Annotated in this window: 18 protein-coding genes and 1 tRNA gene; 10 read left to right on the forward strand and 9 right to left on the reverse strand. The window is 58.4% G+C overall.

Annotated features, from left to right (window positions below):
- Positions 1-12 precede the first annotated feature (12 nt).
- Both FW800_RS01195 and FW800_RS01200 read left to right on the forward strand, forming a co-directional pair.
- The gene (locus tag FW800_RS01195) at positions 13-972 is read left to right on the forward strand and encodes a MucB/RseB C-terminal domain-containing protein (RefSeq protein WP_446436803.1); all 960 of its coding nucleotides are present in this window, start codon (positions 13-15) and stop codon (positions 970-972) included.
- Positions 973-1,207: 235 nt separating this feature from the next.
- Complete coding sequence (locus FW800_RS01200; RefSeq protein ID WP_005786015.1) at positions 1,208-2,644, forward strand: DegQ family serine endoprotease; 1,437 nt, start codon at positions 1,208-1,210, stop codon at positions 2,642-2,644.
- An 80-nt stretch (positions 2,645-2,724) separates the two neighbouring features.
- On the opposite strand, the gene FW800_RS01205 is transcribed toward FW800_RS01200, so the two are convergent.
- Positions 2,725-4,158, reverse strand: coding sequence for a M48 family metalloprotease (locus FW800_RS01205; RefSeq protein WP_032877266.1), 1,434 nt, complete (start codon positions 4,156-4,158; stop codon positions 2,725-2,727).
- A 95-nt stretch (positions 4,159-4,253) separates the two neighbouring features.
- Here FW800_RS01205 and FW800_RS01210 point away from each other — a divergent pair, with 95 nt between their 5' ends.
- Positions 4,254-4,493, forward strand: a complete 240-nt coding sequence (locus FW800_RS01210) for a sulfurtransferase TusA family protein (RefSeq protein WP_078820544.1) — start codon at positions 4,254-4,256, stop codon at positions 4,491-4,493.
- A 19-nt stretch (positions 4,494-4,512) separates the two neighbouring features.
- Here FW800_RS01210 and FW800_RS01215 read toward each other — a convergent pair whose 3' ends face one another.
- Complete coding sequence (locus FW800_RS01215; protein ID WP_446436804.1) at positions 4,513-4,986, reverse strand: peroxiredoxin; 474 nt, start codon at positions 4,984-4,986, stop codon at positions 4,513-4,515.
- 10 nt (positions 4,987-4,996) lie between these two features.
- Positions 4,997-5,557 carry a glycine cleavage system protein R gene (locus FW800_RS01220; protein WP_003189463.1) on the reverse strand — a complete coding sequence of 187 codons (561 nt, stop codon included), beginning with the start codon at positions 5,555-5,557 and terminating at the stop codon, positions 4,997-4,999.
- Between the two features lie 262 nt (positions 5,558-5,819).
- On the opposite strand from FW800_RS01220, the gene dapA reads away from it, so the two are divergent.
- The 5 genes from dapA (at position 5,820) to FW800_RS01245 (ending at position 9,508) form a co-directional block, all read left to right on the forward strand.
- Positions 5,820-6,698, forward strand: a complete 879-nt coding sequence (gene dapA / locus FW800_RS01225; protein ID WP_005786024.1) for a 4-hydroxy-tetrahydrodipicolinate synthase — start codon at positions 5,820-5,822, stop codon at positions 6,696-6,698.
- 17 nt (positions 6,699-6,715) lie between these two features.
- Positions 6,716-7,831 carry an outer membrane protein assembly factor BamC gene (bamC, locus tag FW800_RS01230; protein WP_005786026.1) on the forward strand — a complete coding sequence of 372 codons (1,116 nt, stop codon included), beginning with the start codon at positions 6,716-6,718 and terminating at the stop codon, positions 7,829-7,831.
- A gap of 4 nt (positions 7,832-7,835) precedes the next feature.
- Positions 7,836-8,594, forward strand: a complete 759-nt coding sequence (locus FW800_RS01235; protein WP_446436805.1) for an MBL fold metallo-hydrolase — start codon at positions 7,836-7,838, stop codon at positions 8,592-8,594.
- Between the two features lie 27 nt (positions 8,595-8,621).
- Complete coding sequence (purC, locus tag FW800_RS01240; RefSeq protein WP_005786030.1) at positions 8,622-9,335, forward strand: phosphoribosylaminoimidazolesuccinocarboxamide synthase; 714 nt, start codon at positions 8,622-8,624, stop codon at positions 9,333-9,335.
- 83 nt (positions 9,336-9,418) lie between these two features.
- Positions 9,419-9,508 (forward strand) — tRNA-Ser (locus FW800_RS01245).
- Positions 9,509-9,603: 95 nt separating this feature from the next.
- Here the strand turns inward: FW800_RS01245 and FW800_RS01250 are convergent.
- Positions 9,604-9,897, reverse strand: coding sequence for a type II toxin-antitoxin system RelE family toxin (locus FW800_RS01250; RefSeq protein ID WP_057022032.1), 294 nt, complete (start codon positions 9,895-9,897; stop codon positions 9,604-9,606).
- On the reverse strand, positions 9,887-10,126 hold the full coding sequence (locus tag FW800_RS01255; protein WP_014717442.1) for a type II toxin-antitoxin system RelB/DinJ family antitoxin: 240 nt from the start codon (positions 10,124-10,126) through the stop codon (positions 9,887-9,889). Before FW800_RS01255 ends, FW800_RS01250 begins: the two co-directional genes overlap by 11 nt.
- 651 nt (positions 10,127-10,777) lie before the next feature.
- On the opposite strand from FW800_RS01255, the gene FW800_RS01260 reads away from it, so the two are divergent.
- Entirely contained in the window at positions 10,778-11,032 is a 255-nt protein-coding gene (locus FW800_RS01260) for a DUF6124 family protein (protein ID WP_032877263.1), read from the forward strand.
- Positions 11,033-11,105: 73 nt separating this feature from the next.
- Here FW800_RS01260 and FW800_RS01265 read toward each other — a convergent pair whose 3' ends face one another.
- From FW800_RS01265 to FW800_RS01280, 4 genes are all read right to left on the reverse strand, one after another.
- Positions 11,106-12,332: an MFS transporter gene (locus FW800_RS01265; RefSeq protein WP_032877262.1), complete on the reverse strand. Its 1,227-nt coding sequence runs from the start codon at positions 12,330-12,332 to the stop codon at positions 11,106-11,108.
- A gap of 239 nt (positions 12,333-12,571) precedes the next feature.
- Positions 12,572-12,859: a NadS family protein gene (gene nadS / locus FW800_RS01270; RefSeq protein WP_003189536.1), complete on the reverse strand. Its 288-nt coding sequence runs from the start codon at positions 12,857-12,859 to the stop codon at positions 12,572-12,574.
- 2 nt (positions 12,860-12,861) lie between these two features.
- Positions 12,862-13,176 carry a type II toxin-antitoxin system RelE/ParE family toxin gene (locus FW800_RS01275; RefSeq protein ID WP_057022036.1) on the reverse strand — a complete coding sequence of 105 codons (315 nt, stop codon included), beginning with the start codon at positions 13,174-13,176 and terminating at the stop codon, positions 12,862-12,864.
- A 105-nt stretch (positions 13,177-13,281) separates the two neighbouring features.
- A complete protein-coding gene (locus tag FW800_RS01280) occupies positions 13,282-14,223 on the reverse strand; it encodes a LysR family transcriptional regulator (protein ID WP_216090883.1) in 942 nt (313 codons plus the stop codon).
- A gap of 157 nt (positions 14,224-14,380) precedes the next feature.
- Here FW800_RS01280 and FW800_RS01285 point away from each other — a divergent pair, with 157 nt between their 5' ends.
- On the forward strand, positions 14,381-15,697 hold the full coding sequence (locus FW800_RS01285; protein WP_078820591.1) for an MFS transporter: 1,317 nt from the start codon (positions 14,381-14,383) through the stop codon (positions 15,695-15,697).
- Positions 15,698-15,701: the final 4 nt, after the last annotated feature.

Raw genomic sequence — 15,701 nt, forward strand, 5'->3', positions numbered from 1 at the left:
TTAGGGAGCTCTATGCGCGCCATACCGCTCCTTGCGCTTTTGCTCAGTAGTTGGATTGCACAGTCCGCCCATGCCGATGAAGCCCAAGACTGGCTGACTCGACTTGGGCGTGCAGAGCAGCAGCAAAGCTTTGAAGGTACGTTTGTTTACGAACGTAATGGCAGTTTTTCTACCCACGCTATCTGGCACCGTGTGCAGGACGGTCATGTCCGTGAGCGGTTGCTGCAACTGGACGGCTCGCCTCAGGAAAGTGTACGGTTGGATGGCCGGACGCACTGCGTCAGTGGCGATCTGAGTGCTGGGTTGGTTACGTCTTCTGATGCACCTTCGCGTGCTCCCGATTCAAAAAAACTCACTCAATTCTATGAACTTGCCGTCATTGGCAAATCCCGCGTGGCCGGTCGTCATGCTGTGATTGTGTCAATCAGCCCGCGAGATCACTACCGCTACGGCTTTGAATTGCACCTGGATCGTGAGACGGCTCTGCCGCTCAAATCCCTGCTGCTCAATGATCAGGGGCAGTTGCTGGAGCGCTTTCAGTATGCGCGCCTGGATACCTCGGTCATTCCTGCCGAGCATGACTTACAGCCTGGCAGCGAATGCAAGCCTGTTGCTGCTTCCACCGACAAAGCCTCTGACATGCCTGCCTCCCAGGCGTGGCATCTGGATTGGCTGCCGCCTGGTTTCCAGCAGGTCAGCAGCACCACGCGCAAAGACAGCCAAACGAAATCGACCGTCGATAGCCTGATGTATGATGATGGGCTCGCACGCTTTTCTGTATTTCTTGAGTCCGCCAAGGGCGCCGACATGAATGAAACCCGCGCTCAGCTCGGCCCGACGGTGGCGGTTTCTCGGCGTTTGAATACGGTTGACGGTGAGATGATGGTCACCGTAGTAGGGGAGATCCCCGTCGGCACTGCTGAGCGTATCGCGCTTTCGGTACGCGGTGAAAATACCGCCGCCAGGCCGTGAGATTGTTAATTCTATGTTCATCCTGACCTTTCAATCTGTGCTCAAGTTAGGTTGAGGGCCGATCGTATGAAATTTCTGGATCAGCATTTTCACTTGCAAAAACTTCCCATGTTTTTTATAGGTCAGGGTTTGTTGGCTCTGGCCTTGTTTTGTTCGCGGAACAAAAATGTCGTTTGCCGCATTCGGCGTTTATTGGACCCTGTCGCTTAACCCTGCTCGTCGTAACGGGAGCTGTATGTCGATACCACGTTTGAAGTCTTACCTATCCATAGTCGCCACAGTGCTGGTACTGGGTCAGGCCTTACCTGCGCAAGCAGTTGAGCTGCCTGACTTCACCCAACTGGTAGAGCAAGCCTCACCGGCGGTGGTGAATATCAGTACCACCCAGAAACTGCCGGATCGCAAAGTTTCGAACCAGCAGATGCCCGACCTGGAAGGCTTGCCGCCCATGCTGCGCGAGTTCTTCGAGCGCGGTATGCCGCAACCGCGCACCCCTCGTGGTGGCGGTGGTCAGCGCGAAGCCCAATCCCTGGGTTCGGGCTTCATCATTTCGCCTGACGGCTATATCCTGACCAACAACCACGTGATTGCCGATGCCGACGAAATCCTCGTGCGCCTGGCTGATCGCAGTGAGCTCAAGGCCAAGCTGATCGGTACCGACCCGCGTTCCGACGTAGCCTTGCTTAAAATCGATGGCAAGGACCTGCCGGTTCTCAAGCTGGGCAAATCCCAGGACTTGAAGGCCGGGCAATGGGTCGTCGCGATCGGTTCGCCGTTCGGCTTTGACCATACCGTCACCCAGGGTATCGTCAGTGCTATCGGCCGCAGCCTGCCGAATGAAAACTACGTACCGTTTATCCAGACCGACGTGCCGATCAACCCGGGCAACTCTGGGGGGCCATTGTTCAACCTGGCTGGCGAAGTGGTAGGCATCAACTCACAGATCTACACCCGTTCCGGTGGTTTCATGGGCGTGTCTTTCGCGATCCCGATCGACGTGGCCATGGACGTCTCCAATCAGCTCAAAAGCGGTGGCAAAGTCAGCCGTGGCTGGTTGGGCGTAGTGATCCAGGAAGTCAACAAGGACCTGGCTGAATCCTTCGGCCTCGACAAGCCAGCCGGTGCTCTGGTAGCGCAAATCCAGGACAATGGTCCAGCGGCCAAAGGCGGCCTGAAAGTCGGCGACGTGATTCTGAGCATGAACGGCCAACCCATCGTCATGTCGGCGGACCTGCCTCATCTGGTCGGCGCGCTCAAGGCTGGCGGCAAAGCCAAACTGGAAGTGATTCGTGACGGCAAGCGCCAGAACGTAGAGCTGACCGTTGGTGCGATCCCGGAAGAAGGCGCGACGCTGGATGCCCTGGGTAATGCCAAGCCGGGTGCAGAGCGCAGCAGTAACCGCCTGGGCATCGCCGTGGTTGAACTGACCGCCGAGCAGAAGAAGACGTTTGACCTGCAAAGCGGTGTGGTGATCAAGGAAGTTCAGGACGGCCCAGCCGCCTTGATCGGCCTCCAGCCGGGCGACGTGATCACTCACCTGAACAATCAGGCGATCAACACCACCAAGGAGTTCACCGACATCGCCAAGGCGTTGCCGAAGAACCGTTCGGTGTCGATGCGCGTACTGCGTCAAGGTCGTGCCAGCTTCATTACCTTCAAGTTGGCCGAGTAATCGTCAAGCCTGCATTGCAATAGAAACAAAAAGCCCCGCTGCCGGTTAACGGCAGCGGGGCTTTTTTGTGGGTGACGGGTTTAGCTCATCATCCCTTTCACCAGGCGTTCCTGTTCGATCAGCTCACGCTGACGTGCGTCGATACGTGAGGACAGTGGGAAATTACTGCCGGCGCGGCGCTTGGCAAAGTCCAGTTGCTGGATGGCCTGCTGGAAGTCCCCCACCAGTGCGAAGTATTCGGCGCGGGCCTGATGCAGGCCGATGATGTTGCCGGACAGGCCGCGTGTTTCGGCCACCTGATACCACACGTCCGGATCGTCGGGGCGTGACTTGAGCAAGCCATCCAGCGCCTTTTCGGCATCGGCGGTGCGGTTCTGCTTGAGCAGCAGGTCTACCCGCACCTGGTTCAGCGGATAGTTGCTGGGGTACTGGGTGAGCATACGGTCAGTCCGTTGCTGGGCATCCGCCATGCGGTTGTTGGTAATGTCCAACTCGATCTGCGCCAGGTTGTAGGTGATGTCGTTGGGCGCCTTGGCCAGCAGCGGTGCCAGGCTCTCCCGTGCTTCCTTGAGTTGGACTCCCTTGATCTGCGCAATGGCGAGGCCATAACGCGCTACATCGTTTTTGGGGTTGTCGTCCAACTGCGCCTGGAAGCGCTTGGCAGCCAGGCCAGGCGTGTCTTCGTATTTCAATTGCACGCGTGCGCGAATCAGTTGATAGCGCAGGCTGTCTTCCTTGCCGCCGAGTTTGGCCTGTTCGGCGCGGTTGCGGGTGTCGGCAATACGCGATTCGGTCACTGGGTGCGTCAACAGGAACTCCGGTGGCTTGGCATCGAAGCGGTACTGACGCATCAGGCGTTCGAACATGGTGGGCATCGACCGCGGGTCGTAGCCGGCTTTCTCCAGGTTGAGGATGCCGATGCGGTCTGCCTCTTGTTCGTTCTGCCGGGAGAACCGGCGCTGCTCCTGGATCGCAGCCGCTTGTGAGCCGGCAATCGCGGCGATACCCGCATCGCCGGCACCCGCGGCGGCGGCAATAATGCCGCCAAGCAGCGCCGCCATCATTGGCAGTTGCATGCGTGACTGGGCTTCCACGCCCCTGGCAAAGTGACGCTGGGACAAGTGCGCCAGTTCGTGGGCCAGTACCGACGCGTATTCACCTTCGGTCTGGGCATTGAGGAACAAGCCGCCGTTCACCCCAATGATCCCGCCGGGTGCCGCAAAGGCGTTGAGCTGCGGGCTGTTGATCAGGATGAATTCCAGGCGCCGATCGTTGACCTGGCTGGTTTCCACCAGCTTGTACACGCTGGTTTCTACGTAGTCCTTGAGTTGCGGGTCGTTAAGCTGCGACACCTGACCGCGCAAATAGGCCAGCCAGGCGCGGCCCAGTTGATATTCCTGTTGGGGCGAGACAATGGCAGAACTGGCGTCACCAAGTGACGGCAGCTCGTCAGCGAAGGCCGGGGAGGCCAGCAGGCAGGCCAGCGTCAGCAGGGTAGGGCGCAAAAAAGTCATGCACAAAGCCTTTCGACAAAGAGCTTACTGTAGCCGGACACTGCGCTTGGGACCAGATATTCTAAGCAACCCGAATGTTTGCCTGGAGTAACACCATGACCGACGCCTTAGCCTTTGACGCCGAACTTGATGCCAGCGGCCTCAACTGCCCGTTGCCCTTGCTCAAGGCCAAGATGGAACTCAATAAAATGGCCCGCGGTGCGGTGCTCAAGGTGACCGCCACCGACGCTGGCTCCCAGCGTGACTTCCGCACCTTTGCCAAACTCGCCGGCCACACCCTGGAGCATGAAGAAGACGCCGAGGGTGTGTACCGGTATTGGTTGCGCAAGGCCTGACGGCCTTATCGACGAATAATCAGGCCTTGTTCAGCGCCTGCGCCGCCGCCAGAACGGCATCCACATGCCCCGGCACTTTCACGCCGCGCCATTCCTGACGCAGCACGCCTTCGCTGTCGATCAGAAAGGTGCTGCGATCCACGCCCAGGTATTCCTTGCCGTACAGCTTCTTGAGCTTGATCACATCAAACAGCTGGCAGACCGCTTCGTCCTTGTCGCTGATCAGCTCGAAAGGAAACTCCTGCTTGGCCTTGAAGTTCTCGTGGGACTTCACGCTATCACGCGACACACCAAACACTTCAGTGTTGGCGGCCTGGAAAGCTGCGTACTGGTCACGAAAGCCCTGGCCTTCAGTGGTGCAGCCCGGGGTGCTGTCCTTGGGGTAGAAGTAGATCACCACTTGCTTGCCCTTGAGAGATGCGAGGCTGAAAGTCTGGCCGCTGGTGGCCTGGGCTTCGAAATCGGCGACGGGTTTATCGATGGCTACCGGCATGAGTCTTTCCTTACATTGGGTTCTGTGGGCGCCATGGCTCGATCAGCGCGTCCAGGTTCAGGGCATCGGCAAAATCCAGGAACTGGTCGCGCAACCAACTGATCTGTACGCCGGCCGGCAGGGTAACGGTGAACGTGGCGTTGAGCATGGTGCCGCCGGTTTGAGGCGCCTGGTAGGTGTCGCAGGTCAGGTTTTCCAGCTCGACGTTGTGGTCGATGAAGAACTGGCACAACTCGTTGACGATGTCCGAGCGGTAGGCCGAGCTGACGTACGCCACGTAAGGCAAGGCCTGTGGGCGATTTTCCAGGGCGGCGCTGCGCACGACATTGACGGTGAAGTCGTGCTTTTTGGCCAGGCCCGGCAGGCCGGTTTCCAAGCGCGCCAATGCGTCCCAGGAGCCGGAAATCTGCAAGACCAGCGCGCTGCACTCGCCGTGGCGAGTCAGGCGCGAGGTCACGACCGCGCAGCGGTTCTCATGGCTGGCGCGGCACAGGACGTTGGTCAGCTCCATGGGGTTGGCGCCGAGGGCACTGATAACAAGGAATTGTTCGCGAACTGTGGGGGTGGACATGCAGCCTTCCTAAAGCGATGAGCGGTCAATACTGTGTGGGCCGTATCGATCAAAGGATCAAGGGTAGCGAAAAGCGTCGCCAAGGGCTAGGAGGTGGCGTTTTCATTGCGTGATCGGCCGGCTTGAAGCGGTGCTTTGGCCCAATGATGGCATTGCCCGACGTTTAGTTGCTCCAGAACGCATCCTCACGCGGTACTTCGCTTGTACAAGCATCTTGGCGCCAGTACCATTACGGCTCTCTTTTTCCGGCAGGAGCGGTTGCATGATTGCGGGCAGTATGGTGGCACTGGTCACACCCATGGATGCACAAGGTCGTCTCGACTGGGACAGCCTGGGCAAACTGGTGGACTTCCACCTGCAAGAGGGCACCAACGCCATCGTGGCGGTCGGCACCACAGGTGAATCGGCCACCCTCGATGTGGAAGAACACATCCAGGTGATCGAGTTCGTGGTCAAGCGCGTTGCGGGCCGCATCGCCGTGATCGCCGGAACGGGTGCCAACTCCACGCGCGAAGCGATCGAGCTGACCCGCAACGCCAAGAAAGCCGGCGCCGATGCGTGCCTGTTGGTGACCCCGTACTACAACAAGCCGACCCAGGAAGGCTTGTACCAGCACTTCAAAGCCATCGCCGAAGCCGTCCAGATCCCGCAGATTCTCTATAACGTACCGGGTCGTACCGCGTGCGATATGAAGGCCGAGACCGTGATCCGCCTGTCCACCGTGCCGAACATCATCGGTATCAAGGAAGCTACTGGCGACCTGCAGCGCGCCAAGGACATCCTGGCCGGCGTGAGCAGTGACTTCCTGGTGTATTCCGGTGACGACGCCACCGCTGTCGAACTGATCCTGCTGGGTGGCAAGGGCAACATCTCCGTGACCGCCAACGTGGCTCCGCGTGCCATGAGCGAAATGTGCGCCGCCGCTATCGCCGGCGATGCCGCGACGGCCCGTGCGATCCACGAGAAGCTGATGCCGCTCAACAAGACACTGTTTATCGAATCCAATCCTATTCCCGTGAAATGGGCGCTGACTGAGATGGGCCTGATGCCGGACGGTATCCGTCTGCCGCTCACCCGGCTCAGCGAAGCCTGTCACGAACCGCTGCGACAGGCCCTGCGCCAGTCCGGCGTCCTGGTTTAATTGAGGAAGCACTACGCATGAAGCGATTGGCCGGACTTTCCGCACTTGCCTTGATTATCTCCAGCACCAGCGGCTGCGGTTGGGTATGGGGCCCGGAAGGCTACTTCCGTGACCGCGGCAGCGATTACCTGGAAGCGCAAGCAACCAAACCGATGCAGTTGCCGCCTGATGTCAATGTCGCCAAGCGTCTTGACCCCTTGTTGCCGATCCCACGCAACGTCGCCGACGACACCGTCAAGGGCGAGTACGTAGTACCACGCCCGCAGCCGATCACGGCAGTGGCCGATGCCAGCGACTACAGCCTGCAGAAAAGTGGCGACAACCGCTGGATCGTGGCTCAGCGCCCACCTGCCGAAGTCTGGCCGGTGGCAGTGCAGTTCTTCCAGGACAACGGTTTCCGTCTCGACCAGCAACGCCCGCAAACCGGTGAATTCACCACGGCGTGGCAGCAAGGCCGCGAGTTGTCCGCCAACATGGCTCAGCGCCTGCTGGCCGGCGGTGTAGCCGCCGACAGCGAGGCCCGTGTGCGTGTGCGCATCGAGCCAGGCGTGCAGCGCAATACCAGTGAAGTCTATGTGGTCAGCGCCGAGCGCCCTGCCGGCAGCACGGCCAACGTCGATTTCACCCCGCGTTCGGTCAACACCGGCGTCGATGCCGCGCTGGTCGACGAGATGCTCGCCAGCATGAGCCGTATCTCCGAGAAGGGCGGTTCCGTTTCCCTGCTCGCCGCCCGTGACTACGACACCCCTAACCGCGTCAGCCTCACCGAAGACGGCAGCGGTAACGTGGTGCTCAACCTGGGTGAAGACCTCGACCGTGCCTGGGCCAGTGTTGGCCGTGCGTTGGAGCAAGGCCCTTGGCGCGTTGAAGACATTAACCGCAGCCTGGGCCTGTACTACATCAACGTGGCTGAAAAGGCCGAGAAGAAAGACGACGAGCCAGGTTTCTTCGGCAAACTGTTCGGCAGCGCGCCGACCAAGGAAGAGATCGAAACCCGTGCCGAGCGTTATCAGGTTCGTTTGAGCAAGGTTGGCGAAAGCGTGCAAGTCACCGTCGAGAAGAACATCAACACCGTCGCGCCAGCTGAAACAGCGCGCAAAGTGTTGGGCGTGATTCAAGACAACCTGGGCTGATTCGGTGCGTTTTGCCGTTCTCGGCAGCGGTAGCCAAGGGAACGGTACGCTGGTCGCCCACGATGACACGTATGTGCTGGTCGATTGTGGTTTCTCGTTAAGAGAAACCGAGCGACGCCTGCTGCGCCTCGGGGTTCACCCCACGCAGTTGAGCGCAATTCTGGTCACCCACGAACATGCCGACCACGTGCATGGCGTGGGTTTACTGTCTCGGCGCTACAATCTACCGGTGTACATGAGCCGCGGCACGCTGCGCGGGATGCGCAAACCCATCGAGCCGGCAGGTTTTCTGGCCGGTGGCGAGCAACTGCAAATCGGTGCCTTGAGCATCAATGTCATCGCGGTTGCCCACGATGCCCAGGAGCCTACGCAATACGTATTCAGTGACGGCCAGCGGCGTTTTGGCGTGCTGACCGACCTGGGTTCCTACTGCGCCAGGGTGCTGGACGGTTACCGGGACCTCGATGCCTTGATGATCGAGTCCAACCACTGCAGGGATCTGCTGGCGCGCGGTCACTACCCTTACTTTCTCAAGCAGCGGGTGGGCGGCGAGCTGGGACATTTGAACAATCACCAGGCGGCGTACCTGGTGTATGAGTTGGGCTGGCAAGACCTGCAACACCTGGTCCTGGCTCACCTCAGCAGCAAGAACAACCTGCCGACGCTTGCCCGGCAATGTTTTGTCGACACCCTCGGGTGCGACCCGGACTGGCTGCAACTGGCCGATCAAGATTCAGGGCTCGATTGGCGACACATCGCCTAGCCCACCTTACTCAAAGCGGAGCCCATCATGGAAAAACGTGAAGAACTCTACCGCGGCAAAGCCAAGTCGGTGTACAAGACCGACGACGCCAACCGCCTGATCCTGCTGTTTCGCAACGACACCTCGGCGTTCGACGGCAAGCGCATCGAACAGCTTGATCGCAAGGGCATGGTGAACAACAAGTTCAACGCCTTCATCATGCAGAAGCTTGAAGCGGCCGGTATCCCGACCCAATTCGACAAACTGCTGGGCGACAACGAGTGCCTGGTCAAGAAGCTCGACATGATCCCGGTGGAATGCGTCGTGCGTAACTACGCCGCCGGCAGCCTGGTCAAGCGCCTGGGCGTGGAAGAGGGCCTCAAGCTCAACCCTTACACGTTTGAACTGTTCCTGAAGGACGACGCCAAGGGCGACCCGTTCATCAACGAATCCCACGTCGTGGCGTTCGGCTGGGGCACCGCTGAACAACTGGCGCGCATGAAAGAGTTGTCCCTCAAGGTCAACGACGTGCTGACCAAGCTGTTCGACGACGCAGGCCTGTTGTTGGTGGACTTCAAGCTCGAATTCGGCGTGTTCCACGACGGCTCCATCGTCCTGGGCGACGAATTCAGCCCGGACGGCTGCCGCCTGTGGGACAAGGACACCAAGAAAAAGATGGACAAAGACCGCTTCCGCCAGGGCCTCGGTGACGTGATCGAAGCCTACGAAGAAGTCGCCAATCGTCTCGGCGTACCGCTGTAATCGACGCAAGCATCTGATAGCACGGAAAAAAATCGCTTCGGCGCTTTGCATCCATCAATCATGCTGTTATGATGCGCGCCGTTGGAGAGATGCCAGAGTGGCCGAATGGGACGGATTCGAAATCCGTTGTACCTTCACCGGTACCTAGGGTTCGAATCCCTATCTCTCCGCCATTACATAGAGAAAGCCCCGTAGCTGAATAAGCTGCGGGGCTTTTTCGTTTCCAGCCTTTATCTACGACTGCTTCAGTGATTTTTTCCAGTCCTGCCTAGCGCTGATCAAGGCGCTCAGACGCTTTGCGATAAGCCTGATCTCGTTCACGTTTATCAATAGCGACCACGAACACGGTCACTTCCTGATCTATCACTTGATAGACCAGCCTGTACCCGCTACTACGCAGTTTGATCTTGTAGCAGTCAGGCAGGCCATGTAGGCGGTTAGCCTCAATACGTGGGTTGTTCAGGATTTCCATCAGCTTCTTCTTGAGTTGCTGACGGAGGGTGTCGCCGAGTTTCTGCCATTCCTTCAATGCACGCGCATCAAAATCAAGGCTATAGGTCATCCAAAGAAACCCTCACGCGTTGAGGCGACGCAAGGCGCTCACGTACGGTCGCCATCAAGGCTTCATCCTCTTCAGTCATGAGGACAGGCTTAAATGGCAACTGGCCGCGTTCGGCAACATATTGCAACGCCTGACGTATCAGTTCGGAAGGGGTGACACCGAGTTTCTCCAGCTCAAGGTAGGCGCGAGCTTTCAGGTCGTCATCGATACGGATGTTGATAGATGCCAAGGGATAGCTCCTTGTGTAATGACGTTGGTCATTACATTGGGGCAATCGGGTTTCATTGGCAAGTCTGTCTGGACATACGGCAGTCGCTCTCATCTGTTGATCCTACTTCTTGGCCGTCGGCTTTGCCGGGCGCTTTTTATCGGTTTCCTTCACTGTTTCCCTTGGTCTTTTCTTCGCCTCTTGCTCGGTTACGTATTCACCTGTGACCGCATCGCGATATCTCGTTGGCATATCAGCATCCTTGACAGTATGTCGCCACGGCGGCGACTTTTTGAGACTAGCTCGCAGGCTTATGCACACAAGGTTCCCGGTGGGGATTCTCGTTACCAAGCTTTTCCGAAACAGGTGCTTACGTTGTGCAGGTTTGGCAGTTTTCGAGCAGGGTTGCGTTGACTGGGGTAGGGCGCTAATCTTCCGCCGTCGTCCTCATGGCGACCGGTTTTGACAGGCCGAATAACGTGCGATCTCTGTGCATCCCCAAACTGGTTCCAGGCGTCTGTCTGTGCCCATTTGTTATGGCGGCTGTGCGTGGGGCATCTTCGGGTGCGCCGGGTTTCCACGTTTCCGGTCTGTCAACCCGCGTACAGCTGCCACCCAATCCTGTTTGACAGCAGGGAGTGGTAGCTTCTTTTCATAACGTGGAGTTACATCATGAAGAAGAGCACCGCTGATTCTACCGAAGGGCAAGCACGCAAAATCTTTTGCGTAGCCGATGATGTCCGCACCGAAGAAGCCCTCACAAACGCCACCGAAATCCTCTCATCCGCCCTTCAAACCGCCTACCAATGCGCCGAAGATCCAGACAGCACGCAGTCGCCCGTGATCATGGCCCTGGCTCAATTGATCGAGAACGCGCAAGCCTTGGTGGATGCTGTCCTCGAGCGTGATTTCCCCACGGCCAAATAAATACCTGCTCCCTGAAACGAAAAAAGCCTGCTGAACTCAACGCTCAGCAGGCTTTTTTGCGCATACAACCCGGTCAGGCAGGCTGTGCCACCAGGTTATTACTGACCTTGCGCCCCAACACCAGCACGGTCGCAAACCCGAACCCTACCAACACCGTGGCCAGGCTCAACAACACCGAGCTGCCCATCTGGTCGACGATGCGCCCGCCAAAGAACGAACCCAGGGCGATGATCACCTGAAACAGCGCCACAAACAGTGGCATGCCGCGCTCTACATCCTTGGGCGCCACCACAAACATCCAGATACTGGCGCAGGCTGGGAAGGCGCCGAAGGCGAAACCCCAGAGTGCGATCAGCATCGAGGCGCCGGAAAGGCCGGTGGCGAAGTAGGGGAACAGTGCGGTGCTGGTACCGATCATCAACGCAACCAGCAGCAGGGTGTGACGTACACTGCGGTTAGCGGCGAAACCGGCAAAAACATTGCCCATTACCCCGGCTACGCCATAGAGCAGCAGCAATGAACCAATTGTCGGGCCGTCAAAGCCGGAGCTGTTTTTGAAGAAGGGCGCGACATAGGTATACGCAGCAAAGTGCGCCAGGCCGATCAGCAATACAGCGATCAAGCCGACTCGCGCCTGTGGGTTGATAAACAACGCGGGCAAGTCACGAATCTCAATGGCCTTTTCCGGGGTCAGTCGCGGTAGCAGGAAGATCTGCGCCAGCAGCACCGGAATGCCCACCAACGCCGTGACGAGGAAGGTCATGCGCCAGCCCATCAGGCCGCTGAGCCAGGTACCCACAGGCACGCCCAGGACGGTGGCCAGGGTCACGCCCATCATGATGATCGAGGTGGCTTTCGCAACCCCAACGCCTTTGGGCGCCAGCCGCCCGCTGAGGGCAATGGCCGTGGCCCAGAAGCCGCCGATGCTGATGCCGAGCAATACGCGGCCGAACAGCAGCAGGCTGAAATCGGTGGCGAAGGCCACCACCGAGTTGGCGATGATCATCACCAGTGTCAGGCCAATCAGCAGATAGCGACGGTCCATGGCGCCAATGCTGACCGACAGAAACGGCGCGGCGAGGGCGGCCATGATGCCGGGCAATGTGACCATCAATCCGGCGTGACCGGCACTGATGCCCAGGTCGCTGGCGACGTCGTTGAGCACGCCCACCGGCAGGAATTCACTGGTCACCAGGGCGAAGGCACCCACGGCGACCGAAAGAATCGCCAGCCACTGCTGTTTGACGCTTTGTTGATTATGTTCGGGAAGCCCGCTAGGGGCCTGGCTCGCGCTTGGCATGGGATTGGGTTCCGGGAGGAATGTCGCCTGAAGCCAGGCGAGGAGGGAATTTGGAGCGATTATAGGAATCAGTGGCGGCAATCGTTCAGGCGCTCGTTTCGATAGTAATCATCAGTGGTATCGATGTGAGATTTTAAAGAGCCTTAAATCTGCCGTACAAACGAAAAAGCCCGTCGCTGAGTCAGCTCCGAGCTTTTCCGGTTATGACGATGTTTAAGGCGCAGCAGTGGAGTCTTATTTTAGCTAGCCAACGCATTCAGTACATGGACTGGGTCATTATGGATAGCTTTCAACAATGCCTTTGCTGGTCCGGTAGGTTCACGACGACCCTGCTCCCAGTTACGTAATGTGCCAAGTTGCACATCAATCAGCGCTGCGAATTTAGCCTGGGTCAGCCCTGTCGCCTTACGGATCTCTTTGACTCGCATTGAATCAACATGGAATTCACGAGAAGGTTCGCGTTCTCCGCGCAGGATCTCGTTCATCTCTTGAACGCTTTCCATCAATTCATCAAAAAATCTGCTCATAGCTATCTCCAGTGCTCAATCGCAGCCTTCAGTGACTTGCGCTCGTCGGCAGTCAAGTCCTGCTGTTCATTTTTGGGATAGATCATCAGTAGAACAATCTGTGATGCCGAGACGAAGTGGTAATAGATCACCCGCGCCCCGCCTCGTTTGCCATGGCCCTTGGCTGCTACTCGTATCTTGCGAACTCCACCCGTACCCTCGATTACATCGCCAGCAGAAGGGTTGACTACCAACACGTTCTGAAGAGCCGTGTAGGCATCCTCGTCGATCAATTCTTTAACGCGACGGGTGAAGACTGACGTCTCTATGAAAATCATCGCTAATGTACGCCATTGGCTTAGTTGACTGCAATCCTAGCCGTGCGTGCTTCGACGTGCATCCAGTGAGTTGTAACTGCTTTTTGACACGCAGGATGTGGCCAATTATACGTCGGCCAACCGCCCCATAAGACACTCAATAAACACCCCCTCCGCCCGACTCATCTTCTGCTCGCGATTCCACAACAGGTGAATATCCACATCCGCAATCCCCTCATCCGGCGGCAACCGCCACAGCAGCCCGTTTTTCACATCGTCCGCCACCACATGAGTCGGTAAGCAACCCAAACCAAACCCGGCAATCACCAAACGCCGCACTTCTTCCAGGCTGGAGGATGACGCCACGATCCGCCCACCGAAGCCTTGCTGATCACGGAAAATCGTCAGCGGCGAGAGCATCCCGCCAATCTGGTCGCTGGTAAAACTCACGAAGTTTTCCGACTGCAAATCCCCCTCGGCCAGGTTTGTGCGCCCGAACAATGGGTGATGTTTTCCGCAAAAGAACGCGTAGCGCTGACGCAGAAACAGGTGCTGTTCCAGGCGCGGCTGAGGCCGACGATTGAGGCTCAACCCCAGGGTCGCGGTTTTTTCCAGCAGGGCGGCGACGATGTCGGAGCTGCGCATCACTTCGACTTCCAGATCGACCCGCGGATGTTCGCGATGAAAGCTGGCGAGAAAGTCATCGAAAGTGTCGGAATTAATCCGGCTGATCATCAGCAAGCGCACTTTGCCGATCACTTCATCGCCGGGCTTTTGCAGGGCGTTGCTCATTTGCGAAACCTGGCCGTACATCTCGCCGGCAATCGCGAAAATCTGTTCACCTGCCTCGGTGAGCACGAAGCGCGGGCCGCGACGTACGATGAGCTGGCAATCCAGCTGTTCCTCCAGGCGCTTGAGCGCCTGGCTGATGGCCGGTTGCGTCAGGTGCAGGCGCGCTGCGGCGCGGCTGATGCTCAGTTCCTGGCCGATCACGCGGAAGGTGCGCAGCAGGTTCCAGTCCAGGCGGTCGTTGAGCAGGGGGTGAATATCGCGGCGGGATTCGGGCATGGTGTCGCTCGATAATAAGCAGTATTTATAATCAAGATAATAAATAGAAAATTGACTAATCATAGCCCCAGGCCGAAAAATCGGGCTCAACAAGCGCCATCAGAGCGCACCGGTTCGACCTTCTCCTGCCAAAAAAATAACCAAAGGAGCCAGCCCCATGAAGCCTTCCGCTTCGCCGCAGCCTCGCCGTGCCGCGGCCGCCGCTTTTATCGGCACCATGATCGAGTGGTACGACTTTTACATCTATGCCACCGCTGCGGCGCTGGTGTTCGGTCAGCTGTTTTTCCCCTCCGACGATAAATTGTTCAGCACCATGGCTGCGTTCGGCACCTTCGCCGTGGGCTTTTTTGCGCGGCCGTTGGGCGGCATTGTGTTTGGCCATATCGGCGACCGCATCGGCCGCAAGAAATCCCTGGTGATCACCCTCGTGATGATGGGCGTGGTCACGGTGTGCATCGGCCTGTTGCCGACCTATGCGCAGATCGGCGCCGCAGCACCGGTGCTGCTGATACTGCTGCGGGTAGTGCAGGGCATTGCAGTGGGCGGTGAGTGGGGCGGGGCGGTGTTGATGGCCGGGGAACATGCGCCAAAGGGGCGCCGTAACTTCTTTGCATCCTTCGCGCAGTTGGGCAGCCCGGCCGGTTTGATTCTTTCCCTGCTGGCGTTCAGCGCGGTGACCCGCTTACCGGAAGAAGACCTGCTCAGTTGGGGCTGGCGCCTGCCGTTCCTGGCCAGTGCCTTGCTGTTGGTCGTCGGCCTGGCGATTCGCCTGGGTGTAAATGAGTCGCCGGAGTTCCTCGAAGACAAGGCCCTGGCGGAAAAAGCGCGGGCGATCAAGAAGGACCAAGCCCCCGTGCTGGAAGTGCTGAAGACCGCTTGGCGTCCACTGTTGTTGTGCATTGGCGCCAACACATTGGGGATTGCCGGCGTGTATTTCACCAACACCTTCATGATTGCCTACAGCACTCAGCAACTGAACCTGCCGCGCTCGCTGATTCTGGAATGCCTGTTCTTCGTCGCCATTATCCAGTTCTGCGTTCAGCCACTGGCCGCCTGGGTGGCAGAGAAGGTCGGCGCTACACGGTTCCTGTGCGCCATGTGCGTACTGGCGATGGCCTCGCCGTATCCGATGTTCGTTCTGGTCAGCAGTGGCCAGGCGCCGTTGATCATCCTCGGCATTGCCCTCGCGGTGGTGTGCATGGCGTCGTTCTATGCCGTCATCGCAGGCTTTGTCAGCGGCCTGTTTGAAACCCGTGTGCGCTACACCGCGATCTCTCTGGCTTACCAGGTATGCGGCGCATTGGCCGGCGGCCTGACACCGTTGATCGGCACCTGGCTGGCCCATCAATACCTGGGCCAATGGTGGCCGATGGCAGTGTTTTACAGCGTGATCGCGGCGGTCTCGTTGGTGTGCGTGCTGGCCTTGTCCCGTCGCCACGCCACGGCTCACCGCCTGGAAATGGCACACAGTTGAAGGA

The organism is Pseudomonas sp. 910_23, from assembly GCF_052850795.1.

Excerpts from the sequence above, each read along its gene's own strand:
- FW800_RS01285 (WP_078820591.1), top strand. The coding sequence starts at position 14,381 with ATGAAGCCTTCCGCTTCGCCGCAGCCTCGCCGTGCCGCGGCCGCCGCT.
- purC (WP_005786030.1), top strand. The coding sequence starts at position 8,622 with ATGGAAAAACGTGAAGAACTCTACCGCGGCAAAGCCAAGTCGGTGTAC.
- dapA (WP_005786024.1), top strand. The coding sequence starts at position 5,820 with ATGATTGCGGGCAGTATGGTGGCACTGGTCACACCCATGGATGCACAA.
- FW800_RS01195 (WP_446436803.1), top strand. The coding sequence starts at position 13 with ATGCGCGCCATACCGCTCCTTGCGCTTTTGCTCAGTAGTTGGATTGCA.
- FW800_RS01280 (WP_216090883.1), bottom strand. The coding sequence starts at position 14,223 with ATGCCCGAATCCCGCCGCGATATTCACCCCCTGCTCAACGACCGCCTG.
- bamC (WP_005786026.1), top strand. The coding sequence starts at position 6,716 with ATGAAGCGATTGGCCGGACTTTCCGCACTTGCCTTGATTATCTCCAGC.
- FW800_RS01205 (WP_032877266.1), bottom strand. The coding sequence starts at position 4,158 with ATGACTTTTTTGCGCCCTACCCTGCTGACGCTGGCCTGCCTGCTGGCC.
- FW800_RS01200 (WP_005786015.1), top strand. The coding sequence starts at position 1,208 with ATGTCGATACCACGTTTGAAGTCTTACCTATCCATAGTCGCCACAGTG.
- nadS (WP_003189536.1), bottom strand. The coding sequence starts at position 12,859 with ATGAGCAGATTTTTTGATGAATTGATGGAAAGCGTTCAAGAGATGAAC.
- FW800_RS01220 (WP_003189463.1), bottom strand. The coding sequence starts at position 5,557 with ATGTCCACCCCCACAGTTCGCGAACAATTCCTTGTTATCAGTGCCCTC.
- FW800_RS01265 (WP_032877262.1), bottom strand. The coding sequence starts at position 12,332 with ATGCCAAGCGCGAGCCAGGCCCCTAGCGGGCTTCCCGAACATAATCAA.
- FW800_RS01210 (WP_078820544.1), top strand. The coding sequence starts at position 4,254 with ATGACCGACGCCTTAGCCTTTGACGCCGAACTTGATGCCAGCGGCCTC.
- FW800_RS01215 (WP_446436804.1), bottom strand. The coding sequence starts at position 4,986 with ATGCCGGTAGCCATCGATAAACCCGTCGCCGATTTCGAAGCCCAGGCC.
- FW800_RS01275 (WP_057022036.1), bottom strand. The coding sequence starts at position 13,176 with ATGATTTTCATAGAGACGTCAGTCTTCACCCGTCGCGTTAAAGAATTG.
- FW800_RS01250 (WP_057022032.1), bottom strand. The coding sequence starts at position 9,897 with ATGACCTATAGCCTTGATTTTGATGCGCGTGCATTGAAGGAATGGCAG.
- FW800_RS01260 (WP_032877263.1), top strand. The coding sequence starts at position 10,778 with ATGAAGAAGAGCACCGCTGATTCTACCGAAGGGCAAGCACGCAAAATC.